Source organism: Candidatus Egerieousia sp. (genome assembly GCF_056211015.1).
Window position 1 is genome coordinate 1 of the sequence record NZ_JBAELF010000049.1, and the last position, 18,433, is coordinate 18,433.

Consider the following 18,433-nt stretch of genomic DNA (forward strand, 5'->3'; position numbering starts at 1 on the left):
TGAGATACCACAGTCCGGGACCAAGCATTCCCTCAACGTTTCAGTAAGTGCCGGAGTGGTGCTGTGGGAGGTATGCCGCCAGTTCAAACTACAATAAGAGTCAGTCTGTGAACCATCAGAGTGTAAGATTGTTGTTTTTTGAAGTAATTCTTTGTACTTTTGTATAATATATCCAGATTTTTCATCAAAATTTTAAATTTTATTAAATATCATGATCAATTTCAATTTCAAGACCAGCGGCAAGACCCGTTCAGAGCATGACCTCATTGGTAACAAAGATGTTCCTGTAGAGGCACTTTTCGGAGTACAGACACTCAGGGCTGCTGAAAACTTCAATATCAGCTGTCATACTCTTTCAGATTATCCTTGCTTTGTAAAGGGATTCGGTTACACAAAGAAAGCCGCTGCTCTTGCAAATCATTCTCTCGGTCTTATTCCTGATGAGAAACTCAAAGTTATCCTCGCTGCTTGTGACGAGCTCATAGAGGGCAAGCATCTCGAGCATTTCCCAATTGATATGATCCAGGGCGGTGCAGGTACAAGCTGCAACATGAACGCCAATGAAGTCATTGCCAACAGGGCTCTCGAGCTCATGGGCAAGGAGCACGGCGATTACAAGTTCGTTCATCCTAACGATGATATCAACATGGCACAGAGTACCAACGATGCATATCCAACAGCAATGCACCTTGGCCTTTACATGTTGAACAAGGAACTGATTGATGCCCTCGTTCCAATGATCGAGTCTCTGGACAAGAAGGCAAAGGAGTTCGCAAACATCATCAAGATGGGTAGAACACAGCTTCAGGACGCAGTTCCTATGACACTTGGTCAGAGCTTCCATGCTTTCTCAACAGCTCTCAAGGCTGAAATGAAGAAAGTCAATGCAGCTGCCCAGGGCCTTCTTACAATCAACATGGGCGCAACCGCTATCGGCACAGGTATCACAGCTGAACCGGGTTATGCACAGGCTTGCACAAAGTTCATGAGAGATGTTACAGGTTGGGATATCAAGCTGGCAAACGACCTCGTTGAGGCTACAAACGATACTTCATGCATGGTTGCTTATCACGGTGCCCTCAAACAGCTGGCTATCAGAGTAAGCAAGATGTGCAATGACCTCCGTCTTCTTTCATCAGGTCCAAGAACAGGTCTGCAGGAAATCAACCTCCCTCCAAAACAGCCGGGTTCATCAATCATGCCAGGTAAGGTTAACCCTGTTATCCCTGAGGTTATGAACCAGATCTGCTTCAAGGTGTTCGGTAACGATGTTACAGTAAACTTTGCTTCAGAGGCTGCTCAGCTCGAACTCAACGTTATGGAGCCTGTATTGGTTGAGAGCGTTGCAGAGTCAATCATGTGGCTCGCAAACGGCTTCAAGGCCATGAAGGTTGAGTGCATCGACGGCATCACAGCCAACAAGGCACACTGCAAGGAACTTGCAATCAACAGCATCGGTATCGTAACAGCTTTGAAACCATACATCGGTTATGCAAACTGCACAGAGGTTGCCAAGGAAGCTCTTGCAACAGGTGGCAGCGTTTACGATCTCGTTCTTGCTAAAGGCCTTCTCACAAAGAAGCAGCTTGACAAGATCCTTGATCCTAAGCACATGATCAAACCTACAATGATTGAGCTCTAATTTACTTGTAGATATAAAAGTGAACGGCGGATTCGGACTTTTGTCTGGATCCGCTTTTTTATGTCCGGTACACAAAAATCATAGCCTGATACGCTTCAACAGCGGTTCGTTGAGAACCACCCGCCAAATAAGGCGTATGGTACTCACGGCCCACTGCCCGCCACGCATTGCGAGCTGTACATTGAGAACCACCCGCCTGAAAAAGGCCTCCCGTTCTCACTGACCAACTCCCAGGCGTAATAAATCCCCAGTACGTGAGTACCGCACGAATCTCCTGATTCGTGTATATTATTACCTGACTGGCAAACGTCATTACTTTATGTGGCGGCATGTATATGTCACACATGCCAGATACATTTCAACAGTGGTTCATTGAGAACCACCACAATTTGTTTATTACAGGCGGTTTGTTTACCTTTACATAAGTTTAATTAGTAACTCAAATTCTGTGTTTCGTTATACACCCATTTTCAGGCGTTTATTTCAATGAAAAATCCATCTGACACGGAAAAGTGCGAAACTTGAGTTGAAAGTAGATAATTATATGAAGAAATCATTTCGGATACTGACAGCACTCTTTCTGCTGGGCGCATTGCTGCTCAGCAATGCAGCATTTGCTGATAATTCAAACGGCAGGCGGATGTTCGTCCAGCTTGACAGGAACTCATACGCACCCGGCGAGGCGCTGTGGTTCAGTGCGTATCTGCGCAATACAGGCTCCGGTTTTGAAGAGAAACTGGATAATTCCATAAAGGTGGAGCTGCTCGACTCCAACGGCAAACTGGTATCTTCTTCCACAGCGATGGCTGCGGAAGCTTTTCTCGGAGGCAGGATTTACCCTGGTGTCATCTTCCTGGAGAATGATGTGAACCCTGGAAAGTACATTTTCCAGGCCAGGCACGGACTGGCTTCAGATCCGAAGTCCGAAGTCCTTTATTCACAGGAGATAGACGTATTGGCGGAAGGAGTTCCCGCAGAGAAAAAGGATATATTTACCATCGACAGTGAAAGAGAATTGAAGGAGAGTGAGAACTGTCCTGTACGTGTGAAGAGTATGAGCAATGCCACCTTCTTCAATCTGGATATGAAGAATTTCGAGAAGGGAAGCAAGTATGCCCTGTATGTGTCCGATGACTTTTCAAAGAACAAGATAGCTGATATCGAGGGCGGCCTGGAGGAAAATGTTGTTTTGAGAATAGGCAGGAACAAGCTGGCCGGGGGCGTTAATACCGTATGTCTTGAAGATGCCGACGGAAAGGTGCAGGCCTCAAAGGAGTTCTATATTGCTCCACTGGCATCGGAGAAGATTTCCTGTATCCCTACATACACAGTCAAACCTTCCGGCAAGAGGACAACTTCAAGTCTGGAAATCAGTTTGAAGGATGGAAACGGGCAGGCGGAGAACGCTTTCTTCACCATTGCCGTGTTGGATATGGAAGCAATGGAGGCTCTGAAAGCCGATGCTGTGACTGCAAAGGCGCTTTCCTCAGTGAAGAAACAGTGGCGGAAGGATAACAAGAATCCGGGCGGGACTTATCTGCAGAACAAGAATTCCAGCGCCAGACCTGTTGATGAGAGCATCAATGTGATTGACCATATATGCAATCTCTACAGTTCCTTCTTCTATGAGGGCGGAATGCTGTACAACAGAAATGCCGGTTATGCCAACAGGAGCGGAATGGGATTCCAGCCTGTGGCACTGGTTGTGAACGGCGTTCAGGAATACAGCTGGTCAATACTTGAGAACACTACAATGGAGAGCGTTGAGATTGCGGATATTTCTTCATCGCCTTCAGGTCTGTACAGGAATTCGGGTGGCGGTTATGTTTCAATAGTGATCACTTCCCTGGCTTCCATAATTGTACAGAACGAGCAGAAGGAACAACTTCCTCCAAAAGAGGGTCCAGCCTATGATTTCTATTCACCAAGATATGATCTGGAGAAGATATCCTGCAAATCTGATTTAAGGAATACGATTTTCTGGAGTCCTGTTGAGTGTACCAAGGACGGTAAGTCGAATGTTGTTTTCTGCACCTCGGATTCTGATGCCGCTTCATATTACATTGTTATCAATGGCGTGACTCTTGACGGGCAGAGTTTCAGCTGGCACGGCGTTCTTGAATGAGGGGCCGGCCCGAAGACGATTAAGTGAAAATAATTGGAAATCGTGCGGATTTATAGTAAATTCGCACGATTTTTTTGGTTTATTAATTAAAAAAACGGACTATGGGTCCGCAAGATAAACAGTTAGTAAAATGCTGAACATATTTAAAAAAGAGATTAAGCTGGCAGACGGTAGGACAATTGAGATCGAGACCGGTAAACTTGCCAAGCAGGCCGATGGATCAGTTGTTGTAAGATTGGGAGATACAATGGTCCTTGCAGCTGTAACCTGCGCAAAGGACGCTGAGGAAAACGTTGATTTCATGCCACTTCAGGTGGATTACAAGGAGAAATTCGCAGCTGCGGGAAGATTCCCGGGCGGATTCATGAAAAGAGAGGGCAAAGCTTCAGACGCCGAGATTCTTGTTGCAAGACTCGTTGACAGGGCTTTGCGTCCGTTGTTTCCTGAGGATTTCCACGCTGCAGTCTTTGTAACAGTAAACCTTATTTCTGCAGACAAGGAGAACATGCCTGATGCAATTGCCGGTCTGGCAGCATCAGCAGCGCTTGCTGTAAGTGACATTCCTTTCGGAGGTCCGATTTCAGAGGTAAGAGTGGCAAGAATAAACGGTGAATACTGCATCAACCCTACATTCGCTCAGCTGGAGAATGCAGACCTTGACATAATGGTTGCAGCAACCGCTGAGAACATCATGATGGTTGAGGGTGAGATGAACGAGGTATCCGAGGACGTTATGCTCGGAGCAATCAAGTTCGCTCACGAAGAGATAAAGAAACATTGCGCAGCTCAGATGGAGCTCATGCAGGAGGTTGGCAAGACAGTCAAGAGAACCTACTGCCACGAGACAAACGATGAGGCTGTGAAGGCTGCATGCCGCGAGTTCTGCTATGACAAGTGCTATGCAATTTCAAAGAGCAAACTTGCAAAGCACGAGCGCGAGGATGCATTCGAGGCTGTTATGAACGAGTTCCTTGAGACTATTCCCGAGGAGGAGCGCGAGGAGAAGAAGTTCATGGTTGCAAGATACTTCCACAGCGTTGAGAGAGAGGCTATGAGAAGGATGATACTTGACGAGGGCGTAAGGCTTGATGGCCGTACAACCACACAGATACGTCCTATCTGGTGCGAGGTGGGCTACCTCCCTGGCGCTCACGGATCAGCAATCTTCACACGTGGCGAGACACAGTCACTTTCAACCGTAACACTCGGTACCAAGCTTGATATGAAGGAAATGGACGAGGTGCTTGTACAGAAGACAGAGCCTTTCGTTCTCCATTACAACTTCCCTCCGTTCTCAACAGGTGAGGCCAAGGCGCAGAGAGGCGTTGGCCGTAGGGAGATTGGTCACGGAAACCTTGCTTGGAGAGCTCTCAAACCAATGATTCCTGCAGCTCCTGAAAATCCATACGCTATCAGGGTGGTATCAGATATACTTGAGTCAAACGGTTCTTCTTCTATGGCAACCGTATGCGCAGGATGTCTTGCGCTCATGGATGCAGGTGTTCAGATAAAGAAACCGGTTGCAGGTATTGCAATGGGTCTCATTTCAGATTCTGACTCACCTAAGTACGCAGTGCTTTCAGATATCCTCGGTGATGAGGATCACCTCGGAGACATGGACTTCAAGGTTACAGGTACCAAGGACGGTATCACAGCTACACAGATGGATATCAAGGTTGACGGACTTTCATACGAGGTTCTGGCACAGGCTCTCGAGCAGGCACGTCAGGGCAGAATGCACATCATGGGCGAAATGCTCAAGACTATCCCTGCACCAAGACCTGAACTCAAACCTAATGCTCCAAGAATCGTTCAGATTGTCATTCCTGGCGAATTCATCGGCGCTGTAATAGGCAAGGGCGGTGAGGTGATCCAGAAGATTCAGAAGGAGACAGGTACAACAATCACCATAACAGAAGATGTTAATGAGAACAAGCAAAGCATAGGTCTCGTTGATATATTCGGTCTTGACAAGGAGAGTATGGACAAGGCTCTTGCATGGATCAACAGCATAATCGAGGTTCCTGAGACCGGTAAGACCTATAAGGGAAAGGTTGTTTCAATTCTTGAGTTCGGTGCTTTCGTAGAGATTCTTCCTGGCAAGGAAGGCCTGCTCCACATTTCAGAAATTGACTGGAACAAGACAGAGAAGGTTGAGGATGTTCTCAACATAGGTGACGAAGTTGAGGTAAAACTCCTTGAAATTGACGCAAAGACAGGCAAGATGAGACTTTCACGCAGGGCTTTGATGGATAAGCCTGAGGGTTATGTTGAGCCTGAACGCAGACCAAGACCTGAAGGCGGCCGCAAACCTTTCGGTCACAAGGATGGTGAAAGAGGTCCAAGACCGGAAAGAGGCGAGCGTAATGAAAGAGGACCACGTGCCGAGGGCGGTGAAAGACCACAGAGGCCTCATCGTGATCCAAGAGGAGGCAGAGTGAACCAGAGTCCGCGTCCAGGCCAGAGAATAACAGACCAGAACGAGCCTGTTGAAATAGAAGGAAAAGAGGAGAAGTTCTTCTAGACTTTATATTGCAATCTGAAATGAATTGAGCCGGCGAATCCGCCGGCTCAATTTTTTTATATGCTTTTGATGAAACTTTCCATTTCCGATTTCAGCTCAAGGGCACTCTTGAAAAGCGCTATCTGGTTGCGTGTGCGCACAAGATTGTGCAGGGGATATGATATCTTGTAGTAGGTGTCACCATTTATGTAGTCCGCAAAGAACCTTACTGCCTGCATGAAAGGGAAGAGCAGCGCACCGTAAGGCAGCATTTCCTTTTCCACCGGCAGCAGGAATGAATCCGCTGACTCCAGGTAGCCTTTGGCGAAGGCCTTGAATATGTCCATCCTGAATTTTATCTTTGCTATTTCCGGGCTGTCTTCAGCAACAGGATTTGCTGCGGTGCGCAGGAAATCTCCGAAATCGGAGAATACGAAGCTTGGCATCACGGTATCAAGGTCTATCACGCAGAGCACATTGCCTGAGGCGTCGAAAAGCATGTTGTTGACTTTGCTATCGCAGTGGCATATTCTTTTGGGAAGGAGGCCTTGCCTATAAAGTGTTTCCGCCTTGCACATTTCAGAACTGTGGCTGGAAAGGAAGGAGAGAATTTCCTGCGATTCCGCCTCGGCCATTCTGCCTGCACGGTCTGCCTTCACTGCTTCCTGTAGCTGTGACCATCGCAGTTCCATATTATGGAAATCGGGGATGCTTTCTCCCAGCTGCTGGGGAATGTCCGAGAGCATGGCTTCAAAATTGCCGAAGGCCTTGCCTGCCTGATAGGAGTATTCCGAGTCCACAATATTATAGGTATAGGAGTCAGGTATGAATTCGGACATGCGCCAGAATTCTCCCTTAACTGCGCAGTATGTCTTTGTTCCGTCATTCCTTGTAGGAATGAATTTCAGAACCTTACGCTTGATGTCGGTTTCGCCGGCCTGTTCAAGTTTTTTCCTTATATGGCCTGTTACAAGTTCAATGTTACGCTGGAGCAGTTCAATGTCCTTGAAGATGGAGCTGTTGATTTTCTGGAGAACATAATCGGGTGCGTTAGTGGAAGTGTACACCCTGTATGTGTCATTAATGAGACCTGAGCCCAATGGCTTGATTTCCAGGATTTCGCCTTCAACGGCAAATCTGCCGGCAATGTCTTTCAATCCGTTATTCATAATATTGTTTTAGTTGCAGATTAATCCTCTTTCAGCAGTTCGGGGCGCAGAAGCCGTGTACGCTCGAGGGCTTGCTCCTCCTGCCATTTTGAAATGAGTTTCGGGTTGCCGCTCAGAAGCACATCCGGAACGCGCCATCCGTTGAATTCCGCCGGTCTGGTGTAAATGGGGGCGGAGAGGAGCCCGTCCTGGTAGCAGTCGCTCAATGCGCTCGTTTCATCTGTCATTGCACCCGGAATGAGACGTACAACCGCATCGGTGAGAATGGCCGCGGGAAGTTCACCCCCGCTGAGGACATAGTCACCGATTGTAATCTCCTTGGTTATCAGGTGCTCCCTTATCCTGTGGTCTATACCCTTGTAATGGCCACAGAGGATAATGATGTTGGTGCAGCAGGACAGCTCATTGGCCATCTTCTGTGAAAACTGCTCACCGTCCGGAGTCATGTATATTATGTGGTCATAACTGCGCTCGCTCTGGAGCTTGCTTATCAGATTGAACACCGGTTCAATCATCATCACCATTCCGGCATCGCCACCATAACTGTAATCATCTATCTGATGGTAATTGCCTTTGCCCCACTCCCTGAGGTCGTGTATGTGAATCTCAACTATCCCATTGTCTTTGGCCCGCTGCACGATTGAATGATTCAAAGGGCTTTCCAAAAGAGCCGGAACTTCAGTAATTATATCAATTCGCATAATCTGATTAAGTTTTTTTTGTTACGGCAAAGATATGGATAAATTTTATTACATTTGCAGATTACGAGTCTTGTGTTGAAAAGACTGATTATTATTAATTCCAAATAATTGAATTATGGAAAACACTACCACCGCTTTAAGTGAGAATGCTCCCAGCATTGAAAACGGAGCTTCTGCACAACAAATGCTAGATTACTCCAATCTTAGTCTCAAGGAGATTGTGGAGAAATTTGAGAAAATGCTTGAAACAGGGGATCAGCAGGAACTGTACAAATATGCCGATGTCCTCAAAGCTTCATTCTACAAGGTTCTCCGCAGAGAGAAAATTACAGCCGGCGTCTTTGACGTTGACAACCCCGTTGATTACGCAACACTGGCGGAATCTGAGGGCAAGCAGCCTGAGGAGGAGCCTGTGGAGAATGTTGAGAAGGAAGCAACTCAGGAGGAGTCAGGCAAGGAGGACAATCGTAATCCTTTCATTGATATGGAGATAGGCTTCAAGAGAATGTACGCAAGATACAAGGAGCTCAGAGCACAGTTCATTGAAAGGGAGCAGAAGGAGAAAGAGGAGAATCTCGCTATCAAGCAGGAGGTGGTGAATCAGATAAACTCATTGCTGGAAAAGGCTGAGGACCTTACACTTACCGTTCCCGCATTCAAGGAACTGCAGGCAAGATGGAAGAGCGTGGGACAGGTGCCAATCCAGAAGAGCAAGGAACTTTGGGAGTCGTATTCAAGGGCTGTGGAGAAGTTCTACGACTATATAAAGATAAACAACGAGTTCAGAGACCTTGATTTCAAGAAGAATCTCGAGAGCAAACAGGAACTTTGCCGCAAGGCTAAGGAACTTCTTGAATATCCAAGCGTTGTGAACGCATTCAGGGAACTTCAGAAACTTCACGAGGATTGGAAGGAGATAGGCCCGGTTGCAAAGGAATTCAGGGAGTCTATCTGGGAGGAGTTCAAGGATATCACTGCTCAGATAAACAAGAAGCACCAGGCATTCTTCGAGAATCTCAAGAATGAGCAGAGGGATAATCTCGTTGCAAAGACCGCTCTGTGCGAGCAGACCGAGCAGATTGCTTCCAATAATCCGGACAATTCAAATGAATGGAATTCGCTTACTAAGAGCATTGAGGAACTTCAGCTCAAGTGGAAATCAATAGGTTTTGCTTCAAAGAAGGACAATCAGAAGATTTATGATAGGTTCCGTGCAGCTTGTGACAAGTTCTTTGAGGCCAAGAGGGTTTATTATTCAAACTTCAAGGATGTGATGAGCCAGAACCTCCAGAAGAAGGAGAGTCTGTGTGAGCAGGCCGAGGCCATCTCAAAGTCCGAGGACTGGAAGGAATCAACCGACAAGCTCATTGCATTGCAGAAAGAGTGGAAGGAAGTAGGACCTGTTCCAAGAAAGTATTCTGATGCCGTATGGAAACGTTTTCGCGCAGCCTGCGATCTGTTCTTTGAAAACAAGGCTCAGCACTTTGGAAAGACCCAGAGCAAGTTCGAGGACAATCTCGCAGCAAAGCAGACCTTGATAGACGAGGTAACCGCTTTTGTGCCTAGTGGAAATCATGAAGAGGATCTTGCTTCAATGCGTGCATTCCTCGACAGATGGAATGCAATAGGCTTCGTTCCTTTCAAATCAAAGGACAAGATAGCAAAAGCATGGAACGCCGCCCTTGATGTCCATTTCGCACAGTTGAGGAACAATGAGAATGAAATCAAGCTCACCAAGTTCCGCAAGAAGATTTCCGATATGAAGAACAACGGCGGTTCCGACCGTGCAATAAGAAACGAAAGGGAGAAATTGATTCAGAAATTCCATAAACTTGAGCAGGAGGTTGCAACACTTGAGAACAACAAGGGGTTCTTTGCTAAGTCAAGGAATGCACAGAGCATCATTGATGAAATAGACAGCAAGATTGCAGCCACACGTGAGGAGATAAAGCAATTGGAGGAGAAAATCAAACTTATAGAAAATCAATATGAATAAGAATACCATTCTCGGCTTCATCTGCATTGGTGCCATACTTCTGGGTTTCAGCTGGTATAACACCAAAATCTTCAAGGAGCAGAAAAGGGCCGAATTTGTAGCCGATTCAATAGCAAATGCGGAATATATCAAGGAGAAGAAATATCAGGACTCGCTTGCAGCGAATGATACCACTTATGCAAGAATGCTTGCGGATTCTGCGTCCGCAGATGCATTGGCCGGTGTTACGGAGTCCTTGGGTAATGCACCTGTTTACCTGGATTCACTGCTTGAGAGCGCAAGTAACGCAGAGGCCTGCAAGTATGTTCTTGAAAATAGGAAAATCAGAGTTGAGTTCACATCAAAAGGCGCCCAGCCTCGTGCTGTACTTGTAAAGGATTATGTAAGCTTTGACAGCCTTCCTCTGAATCTTATAAAGGAGGAGTACAGCAAGTTCTCACTTGATTTCTTCAGCGGCCAGCAGCTTTCATCAGCAGATTTCAATTTTACTGCAAATCAGACATCCGACAGCAGCCTGGTGTTCACCCTGCCTTTCAGCAACGGAGCGCATCTTGACTTCACTTACACTCTGCCGCAGGATGGTTATATGATGGACCTTGATGTCAAGATGAGCGGACTCACAGAGGCAAGGCAGTCATACGTGAATCTCAACTGGAGTCTGTTGATGCCAAGATTCGAGAAAGGTTATGACAATGAGAAGAACTACTCGACCGTTGTTTACAAATACCCGGGAGAGGAGGGCGTTGAGACACTTGGCTTGAGAAAGGAAAGCGCTGGTGAGGATATCAATACAAAGATTCAGTGGGTGGCGTTCCAGCAGCAGTTCTTCAGCGCTATTCTTATGAACGATGAAAGTTTTGACGGAGGCGGAAAACTTGCACTCAAGTTCTATTCGGAGGACCAGTACATGGCTGAACGCAAGCTGATGGACTGCAGTGCGCAGCTTTCGGTAAGCGCGGAGAAGAACTCCCGGGAGCAGGTGATTCCTTTGAAGTTCTACTTCGGACCTAACCTCTACAAGGAACTCAGGAGCTACAATGCAGGATTCGAGAAGATTGTCCCACTCGGAGGATGGCTGATAGGCTGGATAAACAGGGTTGTCATAATCAACTGCTTTGACTTCCTGAGCCGTTTCATCTCCAACTACGGAATCATCATTCTGGTTCTCACTATTCTTATCAAGCTTGTAATATCTCCTCTTACTTTCAAGTCATATATGTCCTCCGCCAAGATGAAGGTCCTCAAGCCTGAGGTGGAGAAGATAAATGCCAAATATCCTAAGAAAGAGGACGCAATGAAGAAGCAGCAGGAAACAATGGCCCTGTACCAGAGCTGCGGAGTGAATATGCTTGGCGGATGTCTGCCAATGCTCCTGCAGTTCCCTGTTCTCTTTGCCATGTTCCGTTTCTTCCCTGCTTCATTCGAGTTGAGAGGCCACAGATTCCTCTGGGCAGCGGACCTGAGCGGCTATGATTCCATTCTTGACCTGCCTTTCAGAATCCCTTTGTATGGAGACCATATCAGCCTTTTTGCACTGCTGATGGCAATATCGCTTTACTTCTATTCAAGGATGAATATGGATCAGATGCCTTCAAGCGGTCAGATGGCTGGAATGAAGGCAATGCAGTTGTACTTCATGCCGCTGTTCATGCTTGTTCTCTGTAACAATTTCTCCAGCGGTCTTTCATATTATTATATGCTTTCCAACTTCATAACCATTTTCCAGACCTGGCTGATACGCAAGTATTTTGTTGATGAGAAGAAGATTTATGCACAGTTGAAGAGCAGGGCTGCAAGCTCAAAGTCAAGGCCGAAATCAAAATGGCAGCTCAGACTTGAAGAAATGCAGAGGCGACAGGCTCAGATGCAGAAGGAGAACGAGGAAAGAAGAAGAAATATAAGAAAATAATACAATCGCTTATGAAATACGCATTGATTACAGGAGCGTCAAGAGGCTTGGGAAGGGCGATAGCCATCAAGCTTGCTGGAAAGGGCATACCGGTAATACTCAATTATCAGAGCAATGAGAGTGCTGCCTTGGAAGTGAAGGCCGCGATTGAGGCGAACGGCGGAAGTGCGGAACTTATGAAGTTTGATGTTGGCAGCATGCAGGAAGTGGATTCCTGCCTTGATGCATGGAACGCAAGCCATCCTGATGATTACATTGCATATCTTGTGAACAACGCAGGCATACGCAGGGACAACATGATGTTCATGATGCCTTCCGAGGACTGGCACAGCGTGATAAATACAACTCTCAACGGATTCTACTACGTTACCAGGAAAGTGCTGCCAAAGATGCTTATGCGCAAGCACGGCGGCAGCATAGTTAACATGGCATCACTTTCAGGACTTAAGGGTCTTCCCGGCCAGACAAATTACAGTGCTGCAAAGGCTGCTATCATCGGTTCAACCAAGGCACTGGCACAGGAGGTTGCCGCCAGAGGTGTAAGCGTGAATGCCATTGCTCCGGGTTTTATTGAAACCGACATGACCAAAGGACTCCCTGTTGATGAGCTTAAGGCTTCCATTCCAATGAAGAGATTCGGAAAACCGGAGGAGGTTGCTGAACTTGCAGCATTCCTTCTGTCCGATGCCGCGGCATATATCACGGGTGAAGTCATATCCATCAACGGTGGATTATATACTTGATGACTGCATGCTATGAAAAAGTTTTTTTGTGCAATAGCTTGTCTGTTGATTTCCCTTTCCCTTTCCTTTGCTCAGTCGGGAAGCGGCAGGGGAAAGATAAACGGTCATGAATATGTTGACCTCGGCCTCAGCGTGAAATGGGCTACCTGCAATATCGGAGCCAATGTGCCGGAAGAATACGGGAAATATTTCGCCTGGGGGGAAACGTCGGCCAAAAAAAGCTATACATGGAAAAACTATTCCCTGTGCAATGACCGCAAGGGCAACAGTTTCAAGAAATACAACCGGAATCAGGGCGGTTACAGAGATGGAGTGAACAGACTCGATTATTCAGATGACGTTGCAAAAACAAGTTGGGGCGGTAGCTGGAGAATGCCAACAAGCAAGGAGCAGAATGAACTGCTGCAGAATTGTGTCTGGACCTGGGTCTCAAAAGGAAGAATGAGCGGCTATCTTGTAAAGAGCAGGATAAATGGCAATTCAATATTCCTGCCGGCAGCCGGTTACAGGAAAGGCAGGAAAAGAAAAAGCAACGGCAGAAACGGTTATTACTGGTCATCAACGTTGAATTCCACACGCTCATACGCTGCGGACTATCTGGGATTCATAAGCAAGGCCAAATCCGTGAACATGTTCGGCCGCTATGTGGGTTTTCCGGTGCGCCCGGTTTCCGAATGATTATCTGATATTCCTTCTTGGAACTCTGGTGAGTCTGCGTGGAGCGGCGCTTCGTGCAGATCTTCTTTGTTGGCTTCTGTTCGCATTGCCGCCATTTCCTTTATCGCTGACCACGGCAAATATGAACATAAGAACGGTGAAGCCGATAATCCATCCAATCTTCTTCCAGATATAGACATTGAAAAAATGGTTCATCTCATCGTGCATTGCTTCTGCAAGATTCTGCGATTCATTGCCTGAGAAGTCCGCAAGGTTTATGAAGGATGAAATAATCGGGAATTCGTCGTTGATTTCATTGAGAATCTCTTGACTTTGCAGAATATCAACTGTGAAATTCCTATCTGCAACCAATTGCCTTACATACAGTTCAACGGAGTCAACACAGCTTTTAGCCTTGCCTGCGCCAACAAGAAGCGTTGAGTTGTAAAGAAGGATTAAAAAGAATACAGGAAACGCTATGAAGAAAGGAATGCTTTTCACGCATCCCCTGCTTAGACTTTTCAGGACAAAATACATTATCACCATTATTGACGAGGTAATAATAAGTCCCCAGAATAAGGACGATGTGTAGTTTTGAAGAAGATTTGATATCATGTGAACGGTATTGAGGATTGCTAGTAATTTTCAGGTTGAGTCTTGAGATATTCGTCAAACAGTTCGAGACATGCGTCCCTGTCAATCTGGACCAGGTAGTCCTTGAGCTTGTCCCTGCCTTCGAAAATATTGTTGAACTTGTTGTCACGGAAGCCGATACTCTCGTTGTCGGCTATTGTGCATCCGTAATAAATTCTGCTTATGTTCGACCACATGCATGCGCACAGGCACATGTGGCAAGGTTCTCCAGTGGTATATAGTTCGCAGCCTGAGAGATCGAAAGTGTCCAGATTGTAGCAGGCCTTCCTTATGGCGTCAACTTCTCCGTGGCAGGTGGGATCGTTGTTCTTCAGAACTCTGTTGTGGCCTTTGCCAATGATTTCTCCGTTCCTCACAATCACTGAGCCGAATGGGCCGCCGTGATGCTTCTGTATGCCGTCCATTGCCTCGTCAATGGCTTTCTGCATGAATTTGTTCTGGGCTTCTTTCATTTTCTCAAAATTCTCATTCTATCATAGCAAAGTTAGGAAAGAAATCTGATCTATCAAATCCGGGCTTCCGCTTCCAGCAAGTTCGCGCCCTCCGCTAGGCCTCTGATGAGGCCTTTCTTCTGTTTCCAGCGTTTCGCTTGAGTGCGGCAGTCACTTCATCTGAAAAACTTTGCCTTTCCTGGGCAAAGATTTTTCATATTCCAGTGACCTGCCGCTTCATACGGTCAAGTTTTTGCTGAAAATGCGCCCGTTTTCGTCTTTCGGCACCCGTTTGGTCACATTTTTTCTCAAAACCGAGACCGATTAGCCCGATCGTGTGGTACTCACTACCTCATGTCAGATATGTATTGATGGCGGTGCATTGAGAACCACCTGCCTGAAATAAGGGGGTTGTTCTCATGCACTACTCTTGCAGACCACTCTGGGGCCATCTTTTGAGAACCACTCTGTGTAATACATAAATTGGGGTAATACATAAATCAGCAGTAGCTTTTTCACGGTCCTCCCAGCAAAACTGGTGCCCTCCCTTTTCGGAAGCCAATGCCGTGAAAAAGCTACTGCTGATTTATATCAGTTCGGACAAACTATTTTACAGTTGCCATGTGTTTGATGAGTTCGAGAACCTTGTTGGAGTAACCGATCTCGTTATCGTACCAGGAAACAACCTTTACAAAAGTGTCCGAGATTGCAATGCCGGCCTTTGCGTCGAATACGGAGGTTCTCTTCTCGCCAAGGAAGTCTGAAGAAACCACTGCTTCTTCTGTGTAACCGAGGATGCCCTTCATTTCGTTCTCTGATGCTCTCTTCATTTCTGCGCAGATTTCAGCGTAGGTTGCAGGCTTGGCCAGGTTGACTGTAAGGTCAACAACTGAAACATCGAGGGTAGGAACGCGCATTGACATACCTGTGAGCTTGCCAAGGAGTGAAGGGATAACCTTTCCAACAGCCTTTGCTGCACCTGTAGAAGATGGAATGATGTTGCCAGAAGCGGCACGTCCGCCTCTCCAGTCTTTCTTTGAAGGACCGTCAACGGTCTTCTGTGTGGCTGTTGTGGAATGAATTGTTGTCATGAGACCCTCTGTGATGCCCCATTTGTCGTGGAGAACCTTTGCAAGAGGAGCAAGGCAGTTTGTTGTGCAGGATGCGTTTGAAACGATAGGCTGTCCTGCATATTCCTTTTCATTCACACCGCAGACGAACATAGGGGTATCGTCCTTTGAAGGAGCTGACATTACAACTCTTCTTGCACCGGCCTTGATATGTGCCTCAGCCTTCTCCTTGGTGAGGAAAAGACCTGTTGATTCAACAACGTACTCTGCGCCAACTGCGGTCCAGTTGATGTTTGCAGGATCTGTCTCCGCTGTAACTCTTATCTCTTTGCCGTTCACTACAAGGAACCCCGGCCTGTAATCCACTGTTCCGTTGAACTGGCCGTGCATTGTATCGTATTTGAGCATATATGCCATGTAGTCCACGTCAAGAAGATCGTTTATTCCAACAATCTCAATGCCCTCCATTTCCTGAGCTGCTCTGAAAACGCATCTGCCAATGCGGCCGAATCCGTTGATACCTACTTTAATCATAACTCAATAATTTAAATTAATAAGACTGGTTTATATCTATTTCTTTAAAATCCTTGCAAAATTACTGAAAATTTTATTTTATTGAGTATCTTTGAAAGCTATTTTTCTGTAAAAATTGTATGATTATATGAATTTTTTGGTGACTAATGACGATGGCATAAGATCTGCCGGAATTCAAGTGGCCGTTGACCTGCTTCTGAACTATGGCAATGTGTACGTTGTAGCCCCGTCTGAAGTTCAGAGCGGAAAGTCAGCATCGCTTTCTCTGGGACAGATTTTAAGGGTGAGGGAGACTTTTGAGAGCGTAAAAGGTAGTCACATAGCACATTGGGTGGCTTTGGACGGAACTCCGGCGGATTGCGTGAAAATGGGTATGCAGCTGTTCTTCCAGGATCACAGACCGGATTTCTGCTTCAGCGGAATAAATCAGGGTTCCAATGCTTCCATAGCAGCAGTGTATTCCGGCACCCTCGGAGCGGCTGCGGAAGCAACGATTTATGCAATACCAACAATAGCTTTCTCCATTGATACTCACAATGAGCACCCGGATTTTTCACAAGTTGAAAAATTTTATGATACTATTTTGCGTGCTTTTTTCAAGAATCCGCCAAAAAAAGGTTTCTATTTGAACGTGAACTTCCCTAATCTTCCGGCCGAGCAGGTGAAAGGCATAAGATTTGCACGCATGGGGCGCGGAAGATGGGTGAAGGAATTCGATGTGCAGAAGGACCCTTTCGGCAAGACCATATACTGGATGGTGGGCAGGTTCCAGGACTTCGAGGAACTTGAAGCAAGGGGAGAGGCCCCGGAGGAGGGCAGGTTCTATTCTTCCACCTGCGATAGTGAATTGCTTGAGGCGGACAATAAACTTGTTGAGCAGGGCTACATAGCGATTTCCGTTCACAAGGTTGATAACAGCAATGTTGAGGAAGCGCGGCGATTGAGCGAGGCGTGGAAATTATAATTTGGATGAAACAATGAAGTACTACCTTATAGCCGGAGAGGCCAGCGGCGATTTGCACGGATCAAATCTTCTCAAGGGACTTGTACAGCAGGATCCCGAAGGGGAGTACCGTTGCTGGGGAGGGGACCTGATGCAGCAGGCCGGTGCAACGCTTGTCAGCCATTACAAGGATACCGCCATAATGGGCTTCTGGGAGGTGCTCAAGAAAATATTCAGGATATTCGGCAATTTCAGGCGTTGCAGGCAGGACATACTGGAATGGAAGCCGGATGTGCTCATACTCATAGACTATCCCGGTTTCAATCTTCGTATGGCCGGATTCGCAAAGAAGCACGGAATACCTGTGTTCTATTATATTGCTCCAAAGGTCTGGGCCTGGAAAGAGAAACGCGTGTTCAAGATAAAGCGCTTCGTTGACCGTCTCTTCATTATCTTCCCGTTTGAAATAGAATATTTCAGGAAATGGGGCCTGAATCCTATCTATAACGGCAATCCTCTGCTTGACAGCATAATGAGCAATGAAAAGCTCCGTATAAGCAGGGAAGACTTCTGCAAGGCGCACAATCTTGACCCGCACAGAAGAAAGGTGGCGCTTCTTGCCGGCAGCCGCAAGGCCGAGGTGCTCACTACACTTGGAAGAGAGCTTGCCGTTGCTGCAAAGCATCCCGAACTCGATTTCCTCATAGCGGGCGTAAAGCATCTGGACATAAGTCTGTACCACAGAATCATAGACAGTTTCGGAGGTGCTCTGGAGAATGTACATCTTCTGATAGATGAGACCTATCCTATACTCAAGCATTCCAATGCCGCCATAATCAATTCCGGTACCGCTTCACTTGAGGCTGCATTGATAGGTGTTCCCCAGGTTGTATGTTACGCAGGCAGTGAAATCAGTTACCAGATTGCTAAAAGGCTGGTAAAGCTGAACTACATCTCTCTGGCCAACCTGATTCTCGACAAGGGCATTTTCAAGGAGCTCATACAGCACGATGCCACACCGCAGAATCTTGATGCTGAACTTTCAAAGCTTCTGGATGACAAGGAATATGTACAGAAGATGCAGGATAATTATGAAGAGGTGCGCCGGATGCTCGGAGGCAGCGGCACAAGCGCCAAGGTGGCGGATGCAATGATAAGGGAACTGAGACTTATCAGGGGCCGGCAGTCCTGAACGGAAACGGAAATAGAATGAAAATAACCTCAATTCCGCAAGAAAGTTTGATTGCGATTAATTGAACGTGTGCCGGAGGCAATGTTTCGGTCGAAAGCATTGATTTCAGTTTTCATTCCCTAACCGGGCGGACAATATCAGTGTTCCGATGTCTTTGCCGGCCC

At 46.7% G+C, this 18,433-nt stretch carries 14 protein-coding genes and 1 pseudogene; 10 read left to right on the plus strand and 5 right to left on the minus strand.

The window, feature by feature from the left end:
• The 4 genes and pseudogenes from AC06L3_RS03695 to pnp form a co-directional block, all read left to right on the plus strand.
• A pseudogene (locus tag AC06L3_RS03695) lies at window positions 1-97 on the plus strand (TrmH family RNA methyltransferase); the annotation flags it as partial.
• Between the two features lie 114 nt (window positions 98-211).
• Entirely contained in the window at window positions 212-1,642 is a 1,431-nt protein-coding gene (locus tag AC06L3_RS03700) for an aspartate ammonia-lyase (RefSeq protein ID WP_475669269.1), read from the plus strand.
• Window positions 1,643-2,186: 544 nt separating this feature from the next.
• Window positions 2,187-3,767 (plus strand): hypothetical protein, encoded by a 1,581-nt coding sequence (locus AC06L3_RS03705; protein ID WP_475669270.1) that lies wholly within the window; start codon window positions 2,187-2,189, stop codon window positions 3,765-3,767.
• A 130-nt stretch (window positions 3,768-3,897) separates the two neighbouring features.
• Entirely contained in the window at window positions 3,898-6,291 is a 2,394-nt protein-coding gene (gene pnp, locus AC06L3_RS03710) for a polyribonucleotide nucleotidyltransferase (protein WP_475669271.1), read from the plus strand.
• 56 nt (window positions 6,292-6,347) lie between these two features.
• Here the strand turns inward: pnp and AC06L3_RS03715 are convergent, their stop codons facing one another.
• Window positions 6,348-7,439 (minus strand): phosphotransferase enzyme family protein, encoded by a 1,092-nt coding sequence (locus AC06L3_RS03715; RefSeq protein ID WP_475669272.1) that lies wholly within the window; start codon window positions 7,437-7,439, stop codon window positions 6,348-6,350.
• Window positions 7,440-7,459: 20 nt separating this feature from the next.
• Window positions 7,460-8,140 carry a tRNA (guanosine(37)-N1)-methyltransferase TrmD gene (gene trmD / locus AC06L3_RS03720; RefSeq protein WP_475669273.1) on the minus strand — a complete coding sequence of 227 codons (681 nt, stop codon included), beginning with the start codon at window positions 8,138-8,140 and terminating at the stop codon, window positions 7,460-7,462.
• A 115-nt stretch (window positions 8,141-8,255) separates the two neighbouring features.
• Here trmD and AC06L3_RS03725 point away from each other — a divergent pair, with 115 nt between their 5' ends.
• From AC06L3_RS03725 to AC06L3_RS03740, 4 genes are read left to right on the plus strand one after another with little or no spacing between them, the layout of a single operon-like run.
• Complete coding sequence (locus tag AC06L3_RS03725) at window positions 8,256-10,136, plus strand: DUF349 domain-containing protein (RefSeq protein ID WP_475669274.1); 1,881 nt, start codon at window positions 8,256-8,258, stop codon at window positions 10,134-10,136.
• A complete protein-coding gene (gene yidC / locus AC06L3_RS03730) occupies window positions 10,129-12,045 on the plus strand; it encodes a membrane protein insertase YidC (RefSeq protein WP_475669275.1) in 1,917 nt (638 codons plus the stop codon). The genes AC06L3_RS03725 and yidC overlap by 8 nt, the downstream gene beginning before the upstream one ends.
• Window positions 12,046-12,056: 11 nt before the next feature.
• Window positions 12,057-12,788 (plus strand): flexirubin biosynthesis SDR family reductase FlxB, encoded by a 732-nt coding sequence (flxB, locus tag AC06L3_RS03735; protein ID WP_475669276.1) that lies wholly within the window; start codon window positions 12,057-12,059, stop codon window positions 12,786-12,788.
• 12 nt (window positions 12,789-12,800) lie between these two features.
• The gene (locus AC06L3_RS03740) at window positions 12,801-13,466 is read left to right on the plus strand and encodes a fibrobacter succinogenes major paralogous domain-containing protein (protein WP_475669277.1); all 666 of its coding nucleotides are present in this window, start codon (window positions 12,801-12,803) and stop codon (window positions 13,464-13,466) included.
• Here AC06L3_RS03740 and AC06L3_RS03745 read toward each other — a convergent pair whose 3' ends face one another.
• The 3 genes from AC06L3_RS03745 to gap form a co-directional block, all read right to left on the minus strand.
• Entirely contained in the window at window positions 13,467-14,060 is a 594-nt protein-coding gene (locus AC06L3_RS03745) for a hypothetical protein (protein WP_475669278.1), read from the minus strand.
• A 20-nt stretch (window positions 14,061-14,080) separates the two neighbouring features.
• Window positions 14,081-14,551 carry a nucleoside deaminase gene (locus tag AC06L3_RS03750; RefSeq protein WP_475669279.1) on the minus strand — a complete coding sequence of 157 codons (471 nt, stop codon included), beginning with the start codon at window positions 14,549-14,551 and terminating at the stop codon, window positions 14,081-14,083.
• 584 nt (window positions 14,552-15,135) lie between these two features.
• Complete coding sequence (gene gap / locus AC06L3_RS03755; protein ID WP_475669280.1) at window positions 15,136-16,134, minus strand: type I glyceraldehyde-3-phosphate dehydrogenase; 999 nt, start codon at window positions 16,132-16,134, stop codon at window positions 15,136-15,138.
• 127 nt (window positions 16,135-16,261) lie between these two features.
• Here gap and surE point away from each other — a divergent pair, with 127 nt between their 5' ends.
• Entirely contained in the window at window positions 16,262-17,098 is an 837-nt protein-coding gene (gene surE / locus AC06L3_RS03760) for a 5'/3'-nucleotidase SurE (RefSeq protein WP_475669281.1), read from the plus strand.
• 13 nt (window positions 17,099-17,111) lie between these two features.
• Window positions 17,112-18,269 (plus strand): lipid-A-disaccharide synthase, encoded by a 1,158-nt coding sequence (gene lpxB / locus AC06L3_RS03765; RefSeq protein ID WP_475669282.1) that lies wholly within the window; start codon window positions 17,112-17,114, stop codon window positions 18,267-18,269.
• Window positions 18,270-18,433: the final 164 nt, after the last annotated feature.